Here is a 19461-nt window from a genome sequence, read left to right as displayed (position 1 = left end):
AGAATTAGGGGAAGATGCAGCACTTCAGAGCCCTGCCTGAATCCGCCAAGGATCGGCTTTTCCATCTGCGCCCCGAGGTCCTTCACCGCACCTCGGACCCAGGACTGCTGGCCGTGGCCCTGGGTGCCACCCTCTACTCGCCTGCCAACCGGAGCGGCCTCGCGGCGGGCATCCGGAAGCAGGCCGGGGCCGGGTGTCTGAGTATCGTCATTTGCCTGGAGGACGCCGTACCCGATGATGAAGTGCCCGCGGCGGAGGAGAACCTGCTCACAGCGCTGGCGGAGCTTTCGCAGGACGATCCGGGCGAGCTGCCACTGATCTTCATCCGATGCCGCACCCCGGAACAGCTGCTCGACGTCGGACGCCGGGCCGGTGCCGCACTGGGGGCCGTTTACGGCTTCGTCCTGCCCAAGTTTGAGAACGAAACAGGCCGGGGACGCGCCTTTATGGTGGCGCTGCAGCAGCTTAACGAGGAGGCCGGCCGCGGCGGCGCTTCGGCGGCGCAGGCGCTGAAGGCCATGCCCATCATCGAGGACCTGTCGACAACCCATCTTGAATCTCGGGTCCGGGTGCTGACGGACAACCTGGCCTTGATCGAGGAGTTCCGCGAACTGGTGCTGTGCGTCCGGATCGGCGCCACGGACATGTCCAGCGCTTTCGGGCTGCGGCGTTCCCGCGACCTGACCATCTACAACGTCAAAGTCGTCGCCAACATCATCGGCGACGTGGTGAATATCTTCGGCCGACGGCAGAACGGCTGGGTCATTTCCGGACCAGTGTGGGAGCACTTCGTCAATACCGAGCGGGTCCTGAGGACGCAATTGCGGTCCTCGCCGTTCGAGGCCGTCAACGAAGGCGAGCTCCGCCAGCGCATCCTGATGGACAACCTGGACGGCCTGATTCGCGAGATCGAGCTGGACCTGGCCAACGGGCTGCTCGGCAAGACGGTCATCCACCCCACCCACGTTCCCGTAGTGCATTCCATGTGCGTCGTGAGCCATGAGGAGTACCTCGATGCCCGGGATATTGCCGGGAGCGCGGGAGGTGGCGTGAAAGCGTCGTCCTATGGAAACAAGATGAATGAGTTGAAGCCGCACCGTGCCTGGGCGGAGCGCACCCTGCTGCGGGCCCGGGCCTTCGGGGTCGCCCGGCCAGGCGTCAATTTTGTCGAACTACTGGAAGCGAGCATGCGATGAAGGCAGTCCGTACGGATGCCCCCTGGAGCGGAAACTACGTCCGCGATACCCTCGGCGTCGACGTGGCCTCGACCCCCGGTCACGGGGTGCTGCCGGTGGAAGCCCTCGTCGGCCTGGCGCTGCGGCGCAATCCGAAGCGGGCCCATCTGCTCGTCTCCCGGGTGCTCGCCAAGCACGTCCCCACCGAACCCGGAATCACGACGTCGGCCGGCTGGCTCCTCGCACTCCTCATCAGGAGGGAACACGAGGGCTCCGCCGGGCACGCGGCGTCCGCCGGATTACTCACGGCCGTCATCGATGAGGCTGCAGACAGGCTGGGGCAGCTGCTGGCCGTGGGCCCGGGCCGGGACGGCGATGCCAGCCCGGCGGACCCGGCTGACCCGCAGGCCCGGGAGGGCCCGGCGAAGCGGGACGAGCGGCAGGCCAGGGCGTCCGCCGTGACGGACCTTTGCGCTTTGCTCGCGGGACAGCAAACCGAACTTCCCGGCGCCGTGACCATCGGCTACGCGGAAACGGCCACGGGGCTGGGACAGCTGGTGGCCGGGCAGCTCGGGACGTACTACATCCACTCCACCCGGCAGGGCAGCGGCGGGGTAGCGCCGTACGGGGCGTTCGAAGAGATGCATTCGCACGCCACGTCCCACCAGTTGCTGCCCACGAGCCGCGCCGCCCTGGACCGGGCCGAAACGGTGGTCCTGGTCGATGACGAGCTGAGCACCGGCGCCACGATCATCAACACCATCCGCGAACTCCACAACACGGCCCCGCACCGCCGGTACATCATTGCATCCCTCGTCGACCTGCGCTCCGACGCGGACAGAAATCAGCTTGATGCACTGGCGCTCGAAATTGACGCCAGGATCAGCGCCGTGGCACTGGCCCAGGGCAGCATCCAGTTGCCGGCCACGCTTGCTGCGGATGCCGCGGAACTGATCGGCAGCCTCCCGCGGCCGCATCCATCGGTTCGCGGCCGGGGTCAAGTCCGGCTGCTGGACCTGGCCGGCGTCGTGCCGCCCATCCGCAGCGCCCGCTTCGGCGTCGCAGGGCGCGCCGATCCGCGGCAGGCGGCGGAGATCGCCGACGCCCTCGCCGCAACACTGAGCGCAAGTTCCGGCGACTCCCGCCACACCGGCGCCACGGCGGGAGCCCGCGTCCTGGTCCTGGCCACGGAGGAGTTCATGGCGCTCCCGCTGGCGGTCGCTGCCCGGCTGCAGGAGCTGTGCCCGGACACCGACATCCGGTATTCGACCAGTACCCGGTCGCCCATCGCGGCCCTCGACGAGCCGGGCTACGCCATCCGTTCGGGGATTGCCTTTGACAGCGACGATGATGCCCCGGACGGGCCCGGGCCACGGTTTGCCTACAACTTCGCGCACCCCGGGGGACTCTTCGACACGGTGGTGATCATGGCCGAGCCCGGCACGCCGGAGTCCCAGCTGCTGGCTACCGGCCGGATCGCGGAGGCCGTTGCGGGGAGCGGCGCCGACGTCCAGCTGGTGCTGCTTCCTTGCCAGGCGCCGCGCCAGGCGCCGCGCCGGGCGCCGCGCCAGGCGCCGCTCCCCACCCGGTTCCCCGCACCGTTGCTCGGCCCCGACTTCGGCTCCTACGCGCCGGACGACGTCCAGTGGCTGCTCAAGGACCTGAGTTTTGCCCAACTGGAGGCGCCGCGGGCCGAACGTGAAGCCGCGATCCAATCCGGGAAAGCCAGCTACGCCGAATCACTGCCGCAGGAGTTCGAACCCTCCCCCGAGTACGGCGCACTGTTCCAAGCTGCGCTCGGGAGCTCGGCCGCCCGGATCGCCCACGCCGTCGGCACCCTGACGGAGCAGGTTTTGAAACTGCGCGGCAACGCCCCTGTCCTGGTGTCCCTGGCCAGGGCCGGAACGCCGGTGGGGATCCTGATGAAGCGCTGGGCATTGGAAGTCCACGGCCTGGACCTGCCGCACTATGCCATCAGCATCGTGCGCGGACTCGGCATCGACCAGACAGCGCTCGGTTACCTCGCCGCCCATCACCGCCCGGAAGACATCATGTTCGTGGACGGCTGGACCGGCAAGGGTGCGATCGCCCGTGAGCTGGCGGCCGCCGTCGAGCTCTTCCAAAAGACCGACGGACCGGCCTTCCGGCCGGACCTGGCCGTCCTCGCGGACCCGGGGCACTGTGTCCGGATCTTCGGCACCCGGGAGGACTACCTGGTCCCTTCGGCCTGCCTGAACTCCACCGTCTCCGGCCTCGTCTCACGCACCGTCTTCAACAAGGCGCTGATCGGCCCGGGCGATTTCCACGGCGCCAAGTTCTACTCGGAACTGGCCGGCAGCGATGTCTCCAACGGCTTCCTGGACGCGGTCGCGGCGCACTTCCCCGGAGTGCGGGACGAGGTCACGGCCGCCGCGGCGCACGCCCCTGCGGACATCGGCGGGCTTCCGGAAGCGGACTGGTCCGGCTGGGCCGCCGTGGAGGACATCAGCAGGAGTTTCGGCATCAACAACGTCAACCTGGTCAAACCAGGGGTCGGCGAAACCACCAGGGTCCTGCTGCGGCGCGTGCCGTGGAAGGTTCTGGTGCGCCCCGAGGCGGTTCCGGAGCTCGCGCACGTCCTGCACCTGGCAGACCAGCGCGGCGTCGAGGTACTGGAAGTTCCGGGGCTGGCCTACAGCTGCGTGGGCCTGATCCACCCGCTGCACACGCCGGGAGCGACCGGCGCCGATGGCAGGTCCGTGGTGGACGTATGAGCACTCACGCGGGCACCGGCCCGGTCATGGTTGCCAGTGACCTGGACCGTACCCTGATTTACTCGGCGAATTCCATGGCGCTCGGCGGAGCCGACCACCTGGCGCCCCGGATGGTGGTGGCCGAGGTCTACGACGCGGCGCCGCTGTCCTTTATGACCCGGGCCGCCGAAGAGCTGCTGGAAGGGATCGTGGAGCGGAGCGTCTTTGTGCCCGTCACCACCCGAACGCAGGCACAGTTCGCCCGGGTCCGGCTGCCGGGCTTCGGCCGGGGCTACGCCGTGACGACCAATGGCGCGGTGCTGCTGCAAGACGGCGAGCCGGACGCCGATTGGTCCCGCCACATCCAGCGGTCCCTGGGGACGGAGTGCGCGCCCTTGAGCGACGTGCTGGACCATCTCACCGGCAGCGCGGCGGTTCCCGCGATCCTGCGGGTCCGGACTGCCGAAGACTTCTTCGTGTATTCGATCGTTGACCGGCAGGCGATGCCCGACGCGTACCTCGAGGAACTCGCCGCCTGGTGCCAGGCCCGCGGCTGGACCACGTCCCTGCAGGGACGCAAGCTGTACTGCGTGCCGGCCCCGATCACCAAGGAAGCCGCCGTGGATGAGGTCCGGCGGCGGAGCGGAACAGGTCTGCTGGTCGCGGCGGGCGACTCGCGGCTCGACGCGGGAATTCTTGAACTCGCGGATATCGCGATCCGGCCCGCACACGGCGAACTCGACAGCGACGCCTTCACCGGGCCCAACCTGACGGTGACCTCGGCTGCGGGAATCCTGGCCGGGGAGGAGATCCTGCGGTTCGTGGACGACGTCCTGGCGCAGGCTTCCGGCGCGGCGCCGTTTGCCGGCGCGCCGGCCGTGCAGCGGGGTCTGAGGCCGGCTAGCCCAGCAGTGTTGTGATCAGCCGGGCGGCCACCTTCGCGGTGCAGCTGTCGACGTCGAACTCCGGGTTCAGCTCAGCCACGTCAATGTGCAGAAGTTTCCCGCTCGCGGCGAGCTGCCGGCACACGGCGCTGATCACCGGCAGAGGCACACCATACGCCGCCGGGGCGCTCACGCCGGGGGCCACCGACGCCGGCAGCACGTCCAGGTCGATGGTCAGGTACAGCGCATCCACCCGGGCCAGGAACGCCGCCACAAAGTCATGCGCGGCCTCCGCCGAGCTGTCCTCGTCCAGGAGGTAGTCCACGCCCAGTTCTGCTGCGGTACGGAACAGCGCCCGGGTGTTGTTAGGTTCGGAGATTCCGACGACGGCGTACGTCAGTTCGCGGCCCGCGGCGGTTTCCGCGCGGGCCATCTGCAGGAACGGCGTGCCGGAACTGGGCAACGCCTCGTCGCGGAGGTCGAAGTGCGCGTCGAGGTTCAGCACACCCACCTTCAGCCCCCCGCGGACTGCCGCCGATCCCGTCACGCCCAGGTAGCTCGCGAACGCCGTCTCGTGCCCGCCGCCGAGCACCACGGGGAGGAGCCCGGCGTCGAGCAGTGCGGTGATGGCGAGTCCGGCACGTGCCTGCCCGGCCGCCAGGGCATCCCCGGCCACGGTGACGTCGCCGTCCACGGTGACGTCGCCGGCGTCGTGCACGTCCCGGCCCAGATGGAAGGCGAGCGGGCCGAGGGCGGTGCGGATGGCGGCCGGGGCGGTTGCGGCTCCCGGACGGCCCTTGTTGCGCCGGACTCCGGCGTCGCTGCCGAAGCCGAGGATGACGGCGGGGGCCACTGCCCCGGCCGCGGCAGTGGCCTCAGCAGGGGCCTCAGGGGTCGGGGCGGCAGCGGAAGGGCCGGCGGCCGGAGTGTACGGGGTGACGGCCTGCCACCAGCGGCGGTAGTCGTCCCCGTCGCCGTCGAACCTCCCGGTCCAGGGCTGCGGTGGGACATCAACGGCGGGTGGGTGCGAAACCATACCCCTAGCTCACCGCACGCGGGACGCGAAAACCAGCAGCGCCGCCGTCGTGCTGTCCGAAATCCCGGAACCCGGCACCAATTCCCGCCGAGGTGAGACTTCGCGCCCATGTCCCGACCAAACATGGGCGCGAAGTCTCACCTCGGCGGCGAAGGACGGGTGGGAAGCGGGCGGGGCGGGTGGGAAGCGGGCGGGGCGGGTGGGAAGCGGGCGGGGCAAGCGGAGTAGAGGCTACTTCATGCCCAGGGCGGCCTCGATCGGGCCGATCGCGAAGAACAGCAGGAACGCCGCGGCGACGGCCCACATCAGCGGGTGCACCTCGCGGGCCCGGCCCTGGAAGGTGCGGATCAGGACGAAGGTGATGAAGCCGGCGCCGAGGCCGTTGGCGATCGAGTAGGTGAACGGCATCAGGGTGAAGGTCAGGAACGCCGGGATCGCGATGCCCCAGTCCTGCCAGTCGATGTTGCCGACCTGGGAGACCATCATAAAACCGACGATGACGAGGGCGGGAGCCACGGCCTCGAACGGCACGAGGTTGATCAGCGGGGTGAAGAACATGGCCGCGAGGAACAGCAGGCCGGTGACGATCGAGGCCAGGCCGGTGCGGGCGCCCTCGCCGATGCCGGCCCCGGATTCGACGTAGATCTGGTTCGAGGAGACGGACGCGCCGCCGCCGATGATCGCGCCGAGGGCGTCGATCTGGAGCACGCGGTCCACGTTGGGAATGTTGCCGTCCTTGTCGATCGTCCCGGCCTCGGTGGCCAGTCCCACCATGGTGCCCATGGCGTCGAAGAAGATGCTCAGCAGGATCACAAAGGCCAGCAGGGTCGCGGCGACGAAGCCGAGGTGCTCAAAGGCCCCCAGCGGGTTGGCCCTGCCGATCAGGGACAGGTCCGGGGCAGCCCATTCGGAGAACGTCGGGGCCACCAGGGACCAGCCCTGCGGGTTGAAGTTCTTGCCGTCGAAGCTGGGTCCGATGTGCAGGGTGGATTCCAGGATCACGGACAGGATGGTCGAGGCGACGATGCCGATCAGGATCGCGCCCTTGACCTTGCGGACCACGAGGGCGATGGTCAGGATCAACCCGAACACAAACACGAGGGTGGGCCAGCCCAGCAGCTTCCCGTCGAAACCCAGCCCGACCGGGACCGTGGTGCCGGCGACGTCCGGGATGCGGCGCACGAAGCCCGCGTTGACCAGGCCGATCAGGGCGATGAACAGCCCGATGCCGACCACGATCGCCGTCTTCAGCCCCTCCGGGACCGCCTTGAAGACAGCGGTCCGGAAGCCGGTGAGGACCAGAATCAGCATGGTGACACCGGACAGCATCACCAGGCCCATCATGTCCGGCCACGTCAGGCCCGGGTTGGTGGCGACCGTGACGGCCACAAACGCGTTGACGCCCAGGCCCGTTGCCAGCGCGAACGGGTGCTTGGCCCAGGCGCCCATCAGGATGGTCAGGATGCCGGCCACAAGCGCTGTGACCGCGGCGACGGCCGGGAACCCGAGGGTATTGCCGGCGGAATCCGGGCCGGACAGGATGAGCGGGTTCAGCACCACGATGTAGCTCATGGCGAAGAAGGTGGCGAAGCCGCCACGGATCTCCCGGGAGACGTTGGACCCCCGCTCGGAAATCTTAAAATACCGGTCGAGTGCAGAGCCCTGCTTGAGCATTGGTCCTCCGGGAGACGTGGGTGGTTACTTGAATCCTATGGTGCGGTACCGCGGCGACCGCCCCATTTCGCCTAGGCTGTTAGCAAGCCAACACTAGGAGTAGCTTTTCCCATGCGCCTCTTCCGACAGTTTCTGAGCGCCCTGCTGGGTGCCCTCCTTCTTGCCGCCGCCGTGCTGGGTGCCGGTTCCCCGGCTTCCGCGCACGACGCCGCCGAATCTAGCAGCCCGGCAGCCGGCGCCACCGTGCCAAAGCCGCCGGAGACGGTGTCGGTCACCTTCAACAAGGCCCCGCTGGCGCTGGGCTCGCAGATCCTGGTGAGCGACGCTGCCGGAACCAGCTGGGCCGACGGCGGCGTCGAGATCGTGGACAGCGTCGCGTCCCAGAAGCTCAGGTCCGGTGCCCCCGCCGGGGTGTATACCGTTGCATGGCGCGTGGTCAGCTCGGACGGCCACCCGATCGAGGGCAGCTTCACCTTCACCGCCGCGGCAGGTTCGGCGGCGGCGGCAGGTTCTGCGGGCGCCTCGACGGGCGCCTCGACGCCGGCGGCAGCCGTCCCCACGCTGGGCACCCCCCAGCCAGGCATCACCTCGACGCCGGAGCGCTCCGCGAACGCGTCCGAGCCGTTCCCCTGGAGCATCGTGATTTTCGTCGGGACGGCCGTGGGCATCCTGGTTGTCCTTGGCCTGATGGCCAGGCGTCGCCTCGCGGGCACGGAGCAGGGCGGCACCGGAAGCTGAACAGAAGCAACGCGGGGTCACTTAGCGCCCATCTGGCGCCCTTTAATGGGCCGTAACTGACCCCGCGTTGTGGTAGGGAGCCGCGCTGGGACGAAACCCGGACGGAGGGCTGGTGCGGGTAGGGCTGTTGAGGGGTGTTTGGGCCGGGGCTGGTTAGGCCGGGGCCGCGAGGGCGAATTTGCCGGCCAGGACCGACGGGTAGCCGTCGGGGTGGACCTTGGCGGAGATCGCCTGGCCCACCACTTTCGCCTGGCGGAGGACTTCCTTAGGCGTCGGGGTGGCGAGGTCGCCGACCCCCACGAGGTACATCCCGAGTGCGTGCATGGCGGCCATCAGGTTCTGCCCGGCGGCCATGCCCAGTTCGGAGAGCATCCGGCGCAGTTGGCTGTGGGCGCAGCGCGTCAGGACGAGGTGGTCCGCCAGCAGGACCCCGCCGGGGGTGCGCACGGCCCACTGCTGTGTGGGGCCGCTGACACCGGCTTTGAGGTGGTCCAGCTGAAGTGCCCGGATGCTGTTACGGACATCGAGCTTGTGGCTCGCGGCGTAGTTCCGTAGGTGCCGGAGGATTTCGTTGCGCTCCTTGAGGGTGGCGGCGTCGGCCGCGTCGCAGCGCTGGAGCGAGGAGGTGTTGGCCGGGTGGCCGGCGCCCAGCAGGTCCAGCCCGTCCACGATGATGGAATCCACTCCGCGGCGCTGCAGTTCGCTGGCAACGGCCAGGCCCGAGAGTCCCGTGCCGATGACGATCGCGGTGGTTCGTTCGATACCTCCCGCTTCAGGCATGTTCGACACTGCAGGGTCCTTCCTCGAATGGTGCCAGCTGCGGGGCTGTACCCCGAAGGCGTTCCGTTAGCCCGGTCCAGACGTAGCCATTGTGCGGGGCTGCGTTCTGGAAGACGGGTCTCGGTTCAGCAATGCCTCGAAGACTACCTGTGATTCCCCGCCGTGGATAGAGCAGACGAAGCATTGCCCGGGCAGGGGAGTACCAGGGTTCCAGCCGCGCACCGGGAGTTCGAAACGCCGTCATCCCTGCGTCCTCCAACGTTCACTGAACGCAGTGTAAACGCTGGGTAAAGCCCTGCCGGTGCGCCGCCGTGGGCCGTCCGGGAGTCCGCTTGCCAGTTCCCGGCAAACCGAGAATAGTGGGGAAAACCAGGGGTTCTTGTACGCCGGTTCCGGGGCGCATCGCCGGTGAATGCCGGCCGAGGACCCCGTACGCGGAGACCTCTGGCAGAATAGCCGCAACATCAGGCAAGAATCGCGAGGAGGCGGACCCCATGGGCCGAGAACAGATGAACCCGGATCCGGCAGCGGAGGCCGACGGCGAGTCCGTAGCTCCCAGGGGGATCGTAGTTGGTGTGGACGGTTCGGACCACAGCCAGTGTGCCCTGGTGTGGGCAGCCCGCGAAGCCGAACGCCGCCGTCGACCGCTGCACATTGTGACCGCATATTCGGTTCCCATCTTCGCCGCTTCGGGGCTCGACGGCGGGTACGCCACCGTGGATGATTTGGTGATCCGCGAAGGAGCGGAGGCCATCCTGAAGCAGGCCGTGAACAAGGTCGCCGGCTACAACATCGACGTCGATGCCTCCGTTGAGAACGGCGATGCTTCCGGTGTCCTGCTGGAAATGAGCGAAACCGCAGAGCTCCTGGTGTTCGGCACCCGCGGCCGCGGCGGATTCGTGGGCAGGTTGCTGGGTTCGGTCAGTAGCGCGCTGCCGGCCCACGCCAAGTGCCCGACCGTCACCGTGCCGTTGATTTGTGCGGACCGGCTGGGCGAAACCACGGATGACAAGCACGTCATGGCCGAGCAGGCAAAGACCGGCCACGTGCCGGTTGAGAACGTCGTGGTCGTAGGGGTTGACGGTTCCGAGCAGGCCCGCGTGGCCGTCCTGGAGGCGGCGGCCCAGGCGGAACTCCTCTCGGCGACGCTCCGGGTGGTCTGCGCCGTGCCCCACTACAGCGGTTCGCTGGCCTGGGTGCCCGCCCCGGTGGACCGCGAGGCACTGTTCGCCGACATCAAAATCCAGCTCGACGCCGGCCTGGCCTGGACCCGGAGCCACTTCCCGCGGCTGACGGTCGAGACGCAGCTTCTGGACGGCTCTCCCGTGGACGTCCTCGTCGAGGCGAGCCGGCATGTGGAGCTGCTGGTTGTGGGAACCCGCGGCCGTGGCGGCTTCGCCGGGATGCTGCTGGGCTCCACTTCGGGCGGCATCCTGCACCACGCCAAGGGCCCCGTCATGGTGGTCCCGGACCGGGACGATCCCCGGCTGGCTGACCGGGCCAGCTTCGGCCCCATCCTCGGCGACTGAACAGTCCGGGACGCCCCTACCCGTCCTGACGCGCGAAGGGAGGCCGGCAGGTGGAGCAGCTCCGCAGCAAGGACGCGCCGGGTCACGCACCGGAGCATGCCCTGGTGCTCGGGCTGGAGCTGCTGACCCAGGACATGCTGCCCGAGGCGGGCGGCAAGGCGGCCAACCTCGGCGAACTGGTGCGGGCCGGGCTTCCGGTTCCCGCCGGATTCTGCCTGACCACTCACGCCTATCGGCGGGCCACGGCGTCCGCGGGGATGGAGGCCATCCACGCAGCTCTGTCCGTGACGGCCGCCGACGACCTGCCCACGCTCGCCGGGCTCGCCGGCAGCGCCCGTGACCTGGTCCTGGCCGCCGCCGTCCCCGCCGACGTCGCCGCTGCCGTCCGGACTGCCTACGCCGCGCTCGGCGCCGACGTTCCCGTGGCAGTGCGGTCCTCCGCGACCGCAGAGGATCTGCCTCTCGCCAGTTTCGCCGGGCAGCAGGATACATACTTGTCCGTTGTCGGCGTCGGCGCTGTGCTGGCCGCCGTCCGGCAGTGCTGGGCCTCGCTGTGGACCACCCGGGCCGTGAGCTACCGGGCAGCCCACGGCGTTAGCCCCTCGACGGTGTCCCTGGCTGTGGTGGTCCAGCGCATGGTGGATGCCGCCGTCGCCGGGGTCCTGTTCACGGCGAACCCGGTGACCGGCAGACGGCATGAGACCGTCGTCGATGCCAGCCCCGGACTCGGCGAGGCGGTGGTTTCCGGGGCCGTGAACCCGGACCACTTCGTCGTCGACGCTGCCACCGGGCGGGTCCTGGAGCGCCGGATCGGGAGCAAGGCCATCGCTATCCGGCCTTTGCCCGGCGGCGGAACGACGCGGATCGAACAGCCCGGCGGTGACTCCAGACCCTGCCTGGACGATGCCGGGCTCGCCACGCTGGAGCGCCTTGGCCGCCGCGCGGAGGTGCACTTCGGCTCGCCGCAGGACCTTGAATGGGCCATCGACGGCGACGGGGTGCCGTGGCTGACCCAGTCCCGGCCCATCACCACGCTGTACCCAATGCCGGAGAAACCGCCGGCCGGGGAGGGGCTGCGTGTCTATCTGTGCTTCAGCCTGGCCCAGGGCCTGACCCGCCCGCTGACCCCGATGGGGCTGGCCGGCTTCCGGCTGATTGCCTCCTCGGTGGCCTGGGCGGCGCATTTTGAGGTTGCCGATCCGCTCGAGGGGCCGCGGCCGTATGTCCAGGCCGGGCAGCGCCTTTTCTTCGACCTGACCCCCGTGGTCCGCAGCTCTCCGGGCCGCGCGATCGTCCCGCGGGTGTTCGACCTGATGGAGTCCCGCTCCGCGGCGGTGCTGCGCGGGCTTTTCGAGGATCCCCGGTTCTCGGTCACCATCAGATCCCCGTGGCGGGTGCTCCGACACGTTGCCCCGGCGGTGGCGCGCGCCAGGGTTCCGGAATCCCTGCTGCGCGCCCTCTTCCGTCCGGAGGCGGCGCTCCGCCGGGTCGAGCGTTTTGGCGGCCGCTTCAGGGCCGCCCTCGTGGTCCCGGCCGGCTCCACCCCGGTCCAGCGGCTTGACCACGCCGAGCGCATCCTCGGCCGGGAGCTCTTCCCCGTGGTACCCAACGTGCTTCCGCTGCCCGCCCTGGGCTTCGCCCTGCTGGCCGCGGCCGGCAAGCTGCTTGGCCGCCGCGTGGAAGCGGGGGAGCTGCAGGCGGTCTTGCGCGGGCTGCCCAACAACGTGACCACCGAAATGGATCTGGCGCTCTGGCGGCTCGCCTCCGTGATCCGGGCCGACGCCGGATCCGCCGCAGTGTTCGCTGGGGAGCCGCTACCGGAGCTGGTCCGCCGCTACTGCGTCGGCGCGCTTCCCGCCGTCGTGCAGTCTGGGCTCGCAGGCTTCCTGAGCCGTTACGGCCACCGGGCCGTGGCCGAAATCGACCTCGGAATGCCCCGCTGGTCCGATGATCCGGCGCACATCCTCGGCGTCCTGGCCAACTATCACCGGCTGGAGGACCCCGCGCTGGCACCCGACCGGCAGTTCAACAAGGCAGCACGCGAGGCGGAGGAGCATATCGGCAGGCTCGTCGCAGCGGCGGGGGAGCGGAGCCGGCTTCGCGCCGCACTGGTGCGGGCGGCGCTGAAACGGACCCGCCTGTTTGCCGGGCTGCGGGAACTGCCGAAGTACCATATCGTCGAGGCCCTGGCCGTGGTGCGGGAGCAGCTCGCCGTGGTTGGCACCGGGCTGGCCGCGGCCGGCTCCATCAGTGAAGCCGGTGACATCTTTTTTCTGGACCTGCGGGAAGTCCGGGCGGGCCTGGACGGGGCAAAGCTGCACGGCGTCGTGGCCCGGCGCCGCACCGCCTATCAGGAGGAACTGGGACGCCGGCACATTCCCCGGGTGCTGCTCTCGGACGGTACCGAGCCCGAAGCGCTGAACACCGGCACCGGTGGCGGCGGAACCGGAGGGCCCGGTAAGGGAGTCCTGACCGGCACCCCGGCGTCGGCCGGAACCGTCACCGCCCGGGCCCGCGTCATCCTGGACCCGGAGGGGGCGCAGCTGGAACCCGGCGAGATCCTCGTGGCGCCGTCCACCGATCCGGGCTGGACGCCGCTGTTCCTGACCGCCGGCGGGCTGGTGGTGGAGATGGGCGGACCCAACTCCCACGGCGCCGTCGTCGCCCGCGAGTACGGGATTCCCGCGGTCGTGGGCGTGCCCGACGCCACCTCCAGGATTGCCACCGGAGACAACGTCACGGTCGACGGCGCCGCCGGCACCGTGACGCCCGACGCCTTGCCGCCTGCCTAAGTGCGCATTTTTGTTAGTTCGTCGGGGTCCGGGCGCGGTTGCCGGGCTCAGGGACATGCCCCGCGCCGGAGCCAACGGATGGACATAGCGCCATTATGCCCGGTCCTGCGTGCGAAGAATGGGCATGTCCCGCGCGGACTGGACACCGGCGCGAAAAGGTCTGGACTCCGTCTGACCCCCGAAGCGAAAATGACGCCTAGCTAGAGTGGGGCCATGAGCGAACAGCACGGCACGGGCACGCCGACGCCGGGTGGGACCGCAGCCGCCGCGCCGGCAGGGGCACACCGCGCGCCGCAGCTCCCGGTGCCGCAGCTCTCGGAGCCGGGTCCTCCGGGGCCGCGTCCTCCGGCGGCGGGGAGCGACGACGCCTGGCTCCCCGGTTGGCTGGTGCGGCACCCGCTCACCGCCGGCTGGGCCTGGACCGGATTCTGGGCGGCCCTGATCCTGGCGGACGAATTCGTCGATCTCGCGGGCTGGTCCTGGTACGTATTGGCCGGAATGGCCGCGCTGCCCTCCCTGCTGGCGACCATCACGCTGCTGCACGCGACGCCCCGAAGGTACCTCAAACCGCGGCGGGACTCGGTGCTGGGCCACTTCTTCGTCCGCTTCCTCGCCCTGACGGCGGCGTTCCTCATCTGGGGTGTGTCCGTGGTCATGAGCGCCTCCATCTCAACGACCATCCAGTCACTGGTCGGTGCCAGTGAACAGGCCTCGGAACGGGAAGTCACCTCGGTGGGTTTCCAATTGCTGGTGGCCGCGACTCCGCTGGTGGTGTCCGTGTTGTGGCTCGCCTTCATCATCCGCTGCGCCTGGTTCCTCCGCCGGCTGCGCGGCTGGAAACAGCACCCGGCGGGGGCCCGCGTGCAGGAGAAATTCCTCCGCACCAGGCCCCGGCTGCGGCGCGTCGTGCTGGGCCTGGCCCATCCGGGGCTGCTGCTCATCGCCGGGCTCGGCACGTCAGTGCTCGCACTGCTGCTGGGCGCTGTCGAGCTGACCTTATCGGTGCTGCCATAGTCCGCCCGGACTAATCCCCTCGGAGGAGGTGTTGCCGGCACCAGAGAGGCGTACTGTTAAGCTATGAACTGCAAGGATGGAGCGCGGTCCCTGTGACGCGGAAATGGTTGCGCTGGATGCCCGCTGCGGCCGTCCCCGCTGTGATCGCCGCCGGTGTGCTGGTAGGTCCGCTTCCAGCGAGCGCCATTGATCCTCTGCCGGCCCGGACGCCGCAGGAGGTACTGCTGATGATCGCGCAGCACAATGAGAAGTCGCTCTCCGGAACCATGGAGCAGACCTCCAATATCGGCCTGCCAGCGCTGCCCAAGACGGGACCGGGAGGAGTATCCTCCGACACGGCCTGGCTGGAACTGCTGACAGGCCCGCACACCGCCAGGGTCTACCTCGACGGCGCCGAGAACGCGCGGGTGCAGGTGATGGACAAGATGGCGGAACGCAATGCCGTCCGGCGCGGCAACGAGCTCTGGTTCTACAACTCCAAGGACAACACCGCGGCCCACGCGCAGCTTCCGGCCGATGCGGGTGAGCGCCACGCCGCCAAGGATATGCCCGGCTCCGGCACCGTTCCCACCCCCGGGGACCTGGCCGAAAAACTGCTTGCGAAACTCGACCCCTCCACCGATGTGAGGGTCGGTCCGGACGTCCAGGTGGCCGGGCGGACGGCGTACAACCTGGTCCTCACCCCCAAATCCACGGCCACCCTGGTGGCCTCCATCGCGATCTCCGTTGACGGCACCACCGGCCTGCCGCTGGGCGTCGAACTGAAGGCCCGCGGACAGTCGGACCCCGCCTTCAAGGTGGCATTCACGAGCCTCACGCTCGAGGCCCCCGATTCCTCCATCTTCGAGTTCGCCCCGCCGCCCGGGGCGCTGGTGAAGGAGATCCCTGTCCCGGAGCGCAAAGCCCATTCGACCGCACCGCCGTCGGGCATGTCCCCCGAGGCAATGGCGGCAAAGCGGCCCAGCGTTACCGGCACCGGCTGGGAATCCGTGGTCGGCTTCCCGGCAGGGACCGTGTCGATGCCGGGCCAGGCAACGGACCAAGCGCCAGGTGCTGTGGAGGGCAACCCGCTGCGGCCTGATCCTTCGCTACCCGTCGGGCCGGCGTCCGGAGCCGCGTCCTTGTTTGAACAGGCGGCGGTTGCCGTCCCGGGCGGCCGGCTGGTATCCACCTCGCTGCTGAACGTGTTGATCCTCGACGACGGCCGCATCTTCGCCGGCGCCGTCCCCCTGGAGCGGCTCCAGTCCGCAGCCGCACCTCGGTGACCCGCCCGGTGACCGCCGCGTGACCCCCGCCGGTCCGGCCACTGAACTGAGTATCGAGACCACCGGCCTCAGCAAGCGCTTCGGCCATCAGTTGGCGGTCGACGGCGTCAACCTGGCCGTTCCGACGGGCTCCGTTTTCGGTTTCCTGGGGCCCAATGGCTCGGGCAAGACCACCACCATCCGGCTTATGCTCGGTCTCGCCGCGGCCACCGGCGGTTCCGTGCGGCTCCTGGGCCAGGAAATGCCGCGGCAGCTTCACGAGGTGCTGCCACGGGTGGGTGCCCTCGTCGAAGGCCCGGCGTTCTACCCGTTCCTCTCCGGTGCTGCCAACCTGCAGCGCTTCGATGCCGCGGACCCGCATGTTCCCGCCGCCACGCGGAAGGCGCGCGTCCGGTCGGCGCTGGAACGCGTGGGCCTGACGCACGCCGCGGACAAGAAGGTCCGGGCTTACTCGCTGGGCATGAAGCAGCGGCTCGGTATCGCCAACGCCCTGCTGGCACCGCGTGAGCTTCTGGTTCTCGACGAGCCCACTAACGGCCTGGACCCGCAGGGCACCCGGGAGGTGCGCAGCCTGGTGCGCTCGCTCGCGGCCGACGGCGCCACCGTGTTTGTGTCAAGTCACCTGCTGGCCGAGGTGGAACAGATCTGCACCCACGCTGCCATCATGAGCGCTGGCCGGCTGGTGGCGCAGGGGACCCTCGCGGAGCTGCGCCAGGCCGGGCAGTCGAGGATCCGCGTGCTGACGCCCGACCCAGGCGCCGCAGCCCGGGTACTGGCCGGTCTGGGCCTGACGGTCGACGGCGCTGCTGGCAACGGATCTGCAGGTTCCGGCGCCGGCGGGTCCTTGATTGCAGGCGAGGTGCTGGTTGCGCCACTTCCGGCGGCGTCCGACGGCGGCGGCGTGGCACCGGAGCGCGTGGTTGCGGCCCTCGTGGCGGCCGGCGTCCGAGTCCGGGGCTTCGCGACGGAGCAGGCCAGCCTGGAGGAACGCTTTGTGGCGCTCACGGGGGAAGGCTTCGACGTTGTCCAGTGACACCTCCCGCGGGCGTGCCGCCGACGCTCCCTCCGGGCCGGCCGGGCGGTCCGTTGCGCGCCCGCGCCGCCGGGGGCGGGGGCTGCTCGCCTCTGAGCTCTGGGTGCTCTTCCGCCGCCGCAGGACCTGGGCCATGTTGGGTGCGCTGGCGGCCATTCCCGTCCTGATTGCCGTGGCGGTGCGGGTGTCCTCGGCTGTCCCGGCGGGACGCGGACCGGCGTTTCTGGACCGGATCACCCAGAACGGCTTGTTCGTCGGCCTTACCGCGATGCTTGTGTCCGTTCCGCTGTTCCTGCCGCTGACCGTGGGCGTGGTGGCGGGCGATACCGTGGCCGGCGAGGCCGGTTTAGGGACCTTGCGGTACCTGCTGGTGGCGCCCGCCGGCCGGATCCGGCTCTTGCTGGTGAAGTTCGCCGGAGTGGTGGCGTTTGCCGTGGCGGCGCCGCTCGTGGTGGCGCTGGTCGGGGCGGCCATCGGAGCGGCGCTCTTCCCGGTGGGGCCGGTGCCGTTGCTTTCCGGTGATGCCATCGGCGCGGCCGAGGCGCTGCTGCGGCTGCTGCTGATTGCCGCCTATCTCGCCGTCTCCCTGATGGGGCTCTCGGCGATCGGGCTGTTTGTGTCCACGCTGACCGACGTTCCGGTGGGGGCGATGGCGTCCACCGTGGTGCTGGCGGTGGTCTCGCAGGTCCTCGACGCCCTGCCGCAGCTGGACTGGCTGCATCCCTGGTTGTTCAGCCATTACTGGCTGGACTTCGCCGATCTGCTCCGCCAGCCGGTCGCCTGGGACTCATTCATTGCCAACGCCCTGCTGCAGGGAGGCTATGTCGCCGTGTTCGGGGCGCTCGCCTACGGCAGGTTCATCACCAAGGACGTGCTTTCCTAGGCAGCGCTTAGGATCAGCCGAACAGCTCCTCGCCAACGAACCCGCCCTCGCTGCACCCGGGAGGGATGGCGAACACGGCTGAGCCGATCGGCGTCGTCCACTGGTTGAGCATGTCCAGTTCATCGAGCCGTCGCTGGATGGGTGTGAACTGCTTGTCGACGTCGGCCTGGTAGGACACGAAGATCAGCCCCGAGTGCGAGACCTCCCCGGCGCCGGGCGCGGCGTCGTAGTTATACGCCCGCCGGAAGATCCGCTGGGAGCTGTCCTCGGGCCGGGCCCTGCGCAGGTGCGAGACGTCCGAGATCACCGGGAACCCGAGCTTGGACACAGCCGCAAAGTCCGGCTCGTCGTGCTCGTTCGTCCCGGTCAGCGGTGCGCCAGTGGACTGCCGGCGGCCGACGGATTCCTCCCGGCCGACTCGGTCCACCTCGTCCCATTTATCCATGTTCATCGCGATCCGGCGGATGACCACGGACGTGCCGTCGTCCATCCACGCGGGAATTTCGCCGCTGCCCCAGACCACGCGCTCGTAGTCCGTGCTGTCCGGCGCCGGGTTGGATGTCCCGTCGACCTGGCCGAAGAGGTTCCGCATGGTGGTCCCGGACTTCTCGCTGCCATACGAACGCCGGAATCCGGTCTGGACCCAGCGGACGGTCGCGAAGCTTCGGCTGTCCTTGAGGAGCACCCGCTGGGCATGCGCCACGGTCAGCGGATCATCGGCGCAGATCTGCAACAGCAGATCACCGTTGGAGAACCCTGCCTGCAGCCGGTCGATGCTGAAGGCCGGCAAGGGCTTCAGCCAGCCCGGCGCCCGGGCCGGGTCCACTGCGGCAAACAGGCCGGGTCCGAAGCCGAGCGTGACTGTCAGCCGGGCCGGAACCCGGGCGAGTTCGCCCTCGGTGTCCGCCAGCGCCGCGTGCCCGGCGCAGAGGTTCGCTGCGTCGTCGCTGAGCAGCCGCAGCAGCGCCTTGGCCCTGGCGCGCGTCGTCCCGGGGCGCAAATCCAGGGCGACGAAAACGCCGTGGGCCTGCGCCGCCGTCGTGATGCCCGCCTGGCGGTCGCCTGGAAAGGGGACGACCCCGCCGCCGTGGACGCTCTCCGCGGGCTGAGCCCCGGCAGGGCTCCCCGGCTGCTGGCCGTCCGTCCCGGTGAGCTGGGCGCCGGCCGCGGCCAGCGCTCCCAGCCCGGCGACAGCGCCGCCGAAGAGCAGTCCGCGCCGTGGCAGTTTCCGCGCGGCGCCGGGCTTGGCGCTTCCCGCGGACTGCTGATCCGAGGCACTCATTTTGAGCTCGACGACGGCGCGGCACCGCTCGCGCTGCCGGTGCCGGAAGTCTGGCCGTGGGTCATGCCGGCGCCCTCCTCTTCGGGATAGTTCTCGTTGGCGCCGCTGAAGTCCTTCGCCACGGCGGTGAATTCGAAGCTACCGCCCCCTGCCAGTTCCAGCGCGAACGTGAGTTCAGTTCCGGCGGTGATGGGTGCTGCAAGTCCCATCAACATGATGTGGTTGGCGCCCGGCTCGAGTTTCAGTTCGCCGCGGGCCGGGATTATAAAGCCGCCCTGCTTGGCCTGCATCTGCATGGCGCCGGTGGCTCCCGCTACGGTTTCGTGCAGTTCAACCATCCGGGCGGCCGGGGTCGAGGCGCGGGTGACCGTGATGTCGGCGTCGGAGGAGTTCTTGATGACGCCGAATCCGCCGGTCATGCCGGAATCGGTGGCTTTGACCCACGACTTGTTGACTGCCAGCGCGGCGGCGGCACTGGCCGGGGCAGTGACGGCGGCAGACGAGGACGGTGCCGGCGTCGAGGCGGATGGGGCGCAGCCGGTGAGCGCCAGGGACGCAGCGGCGAGAACAGAAACGGCGGGGTAAATGAGCTTCTTGGACATGTGGTGCTCCCTGAATCGTGGCAGGCGGCCGCGGCGGGCCGG

Annotated in this window: 15 protein-coding genes; 10 read left to right on the top strand and 5 right to left on the bottom strand. The window is 69.6% G+C overall.

Going from position 1 to position 19461, the window contains the following annotated elements; translation table 11 throughout:
• Nucleotides 1-14: 14 nt before the first annotated feature.
• Genes RCH07_RS02510 through RCH07_RS02500 form a run of 3 tightly spaced genes read left to right on the top strand, consistent with a single transcriptional unit; the run spans nucleotide 15 to nucleotide 4827 of the window.
• Nucleotides 15-1196, top strand: a complete 1182-nt coding sequence (locus tag RCH07_RS02510) for an HpcH/HpaI aldolase/citrate lyase family protein (RefSeq protein ID WP_326965884.1) — start codon at nucleotides 15-17, stop codon at nucleotides 1194-1196.
• Entirely contained in the window at nucleotides 1193-3928 is a 2736-nt protein-coding gene (locus RCH07_RS02505) for a phosphoribosyltransferase domain-containing protein (protein WP_326965883.1), read from the top strand. The genes RCH07_RS02510 and RCH07_RS02505 overlap by 4 nt, the downstream gene beginning before the upstream one ends.
• Entirely contained in the window at nucleotides 3925-4827 is a 903-nt protein-coding gene (locus tag RCH07_RS02500; protein WP_326965882.1) for an HAD family hydrolase, read from the top strand. The genes RCH07_RS02505 and RCH07_RS02500 overlap by 4 nt, the downstream gene beginning before the upstream one ends.
• Here the strand turns inward: RCH07_RS02500 and hutG are convergent.
• On the bottom strand, nucleotides 4808-5827 hold the full coding sequence (hutG, locus tag RCH07_RS02495; RefSeq protein WP_326965881.1) for a formimidoylglutamase: 1020 nt from the start codon (nucleotides 5825-5827) through the stop codon (nucleotides 4808-4810). The genes RCH07_RS02500 and hutG overlap by 20 nt on opposite strands.
• 231 nt (nucleotides 5828-6058) lie before the next feature.
• Complete coding sequence (locus RCH07_RS02490; protein WP_326965880.1) at nucleotides 6059-7501, bottom strand: NCS2 family permease; 1443 nt, start codon at nucleotides 7499-7501, stop codon at nucleotides 6059-6061.
• A 111-nt stretch (nucleotides 7502-7612) separates the two neighbouring features.
• On the opposite strand from RCH07_RS02490, the gene RCH07_RS02485 reads away from it, so the two are divergent.
• Entirely contained in the window at nucleotides 7613-8239 is a 627-nt protein-coding gene (locus tag RCH07_RS02485; protein ID WP_326965879.1) for a copper resistance CopC family protein, read from the top strand.
• Between the two features lie 153 nt (nucleotides 8240-8392).
• Here RCH07_RS02485 and RCH07_RS02480 read toward each other — a convergent pair whose 3' ends face one another.
• Nucleotides 8393-9019 (bottom strand): FAD-binding protein, encoded by a 627-nt coding sequence (locus RCH07_RS02480; RefSeq protein ID WP_326965936.1) that lies wholly within the window; start codon nucleotides 9017-9019, stop codon nucleotides 8393-8395.
• A gap of 494 nt (nucleotides 9020-9513) precedes the next feature.
• Between RCH07_RS02480 and RCH07_RS02475 the strand changes: the two genes are divergently transcribed.
• The 6 genes from RCH07_RS02475 (at nucleotide 9514) to RCH07_RS02450 (ending at nucleotide 17535) form a co-directional block, all read left to right on the top strand.
• Nucleotides 9514-10548, top strand: a complete 1035-nt coding sequence (locus RCH07_RS02475; protein ID WP_326965878.1) for a universal stress protein — start codon at nucleotides 9514-9516, stop codon at nucleotides 10546-10548.
• Between the two features lie 134 nt (nucleotides 10549-10682).
• Nucleotides 10683-13340 (top strand): PEP/pyruvate-binding domain-containing protein, encoded by a 2658-nt coding sequence (locus tag RCH07_RS02470; RefSeq protein ID WP_326965935.1) that lies wholly within the window; start codon nucleotides 10683-10685, stop codon nucleotides 13338-13340.
• 213 nt (nucleotides 13341-13553) lie between these two features.
• A complete protein-coding gene (locus RCH07_RS02465) occupies nucleotides 13554-14354 on the top strand; it encodes a hypothetical protein (protein ID WP_326965877.1) in 801 nt (266 codons plus the stop codon).
• Nucleotides 14355-14470: 116 nt separating this feature from the next.
• Nucleotides 14471-15619: a LolA family protein gene (locus RCH07_RS02460; protein WP_326965876.1), complete on the top strand. Its 1149-nt coding sequence runs from the start codon at nucleotides 14471-14473 to the stop codon at nucleotides 15617-15619.
• A gap of 19 nt (nucleotides 15620-15638) precedes the next feature.
• The gene (locus tag RCH07_RS02455; RefSeq protein WP_326965875.1) at nucleotides 15639-16652 is read left to right on the top strand and encodes an ABC transporter ATP-binding protein; all 1014 of its coding nucleotides are present in this window, start codon (nucleotides 15639-15641) and stop codon (nucleotides 16650-16652) included.
• Between the two features lie 82 nt (nucleotides 16653-16734).
• The gene (locus RCH07_RS02450; protein ID WP_326965934.1) at nucleotides 16735-17535 is read left to right on the top strand and encodes an ABC transporter permease; all 801 of its coding nucleotides are present in this window, start codon (nucleotides 16735-16737) and stop codon (nucleotides 17533-17535) included.
• A gap of 13 nt (nucleotides 17536-17548) precedes the next feature.
• Here the strand turns inward: RCH07_RS02450 and RCH07_RS02445 are convergent, their stop codons facing one another.
• Together RCH07_RS02445 and RCH07_RS02440 are read right to left on the bottom strand one after the other, a co-directional pair.
• On the bottom strand, nucleotides 17549-18817 hold the full coding sequence (locus tag RCH07_RS02445; RefSeq protein ID WP_326965874.1) for a Dyp-type peroxidase: 1269 nt from the start codon (nucleotides 18815-18817) through the stop codon (nucleotides 17549-17551).
• Nucleotides 18814-19419: a copper chaperone PCu(A)C gene (locus RCH07_RS02440; RefSeq protein WP_326965873.1), complete on the bottom strand. Its 606-nt coding sequence runs from the start codon at nucleotides 19417-19419 to the stop codon at nucleotides 18814-18816. The genes RCH07_RS02445 and RCH07_RS02440 overlap by 4 nt, the downstream gene beginning before the upstream one ends.
• Nucleotides 19420-19461 lie beyond the last annotated feature (42 nt).

Origin of the sequence: Arthrobacter sp. CG_A4 (assembly GCF_035985125.1) — a bacterium.
GTDB lineage: Bacteria > Actinomycetota > Actinomycetes > Actinomycetales > Micrococcaceae > Arthrobacter.
Note: the sequence above shows the minus strand (reverse complement) of the source record. Positions and strands in the feature narration are given on the sequence as shown.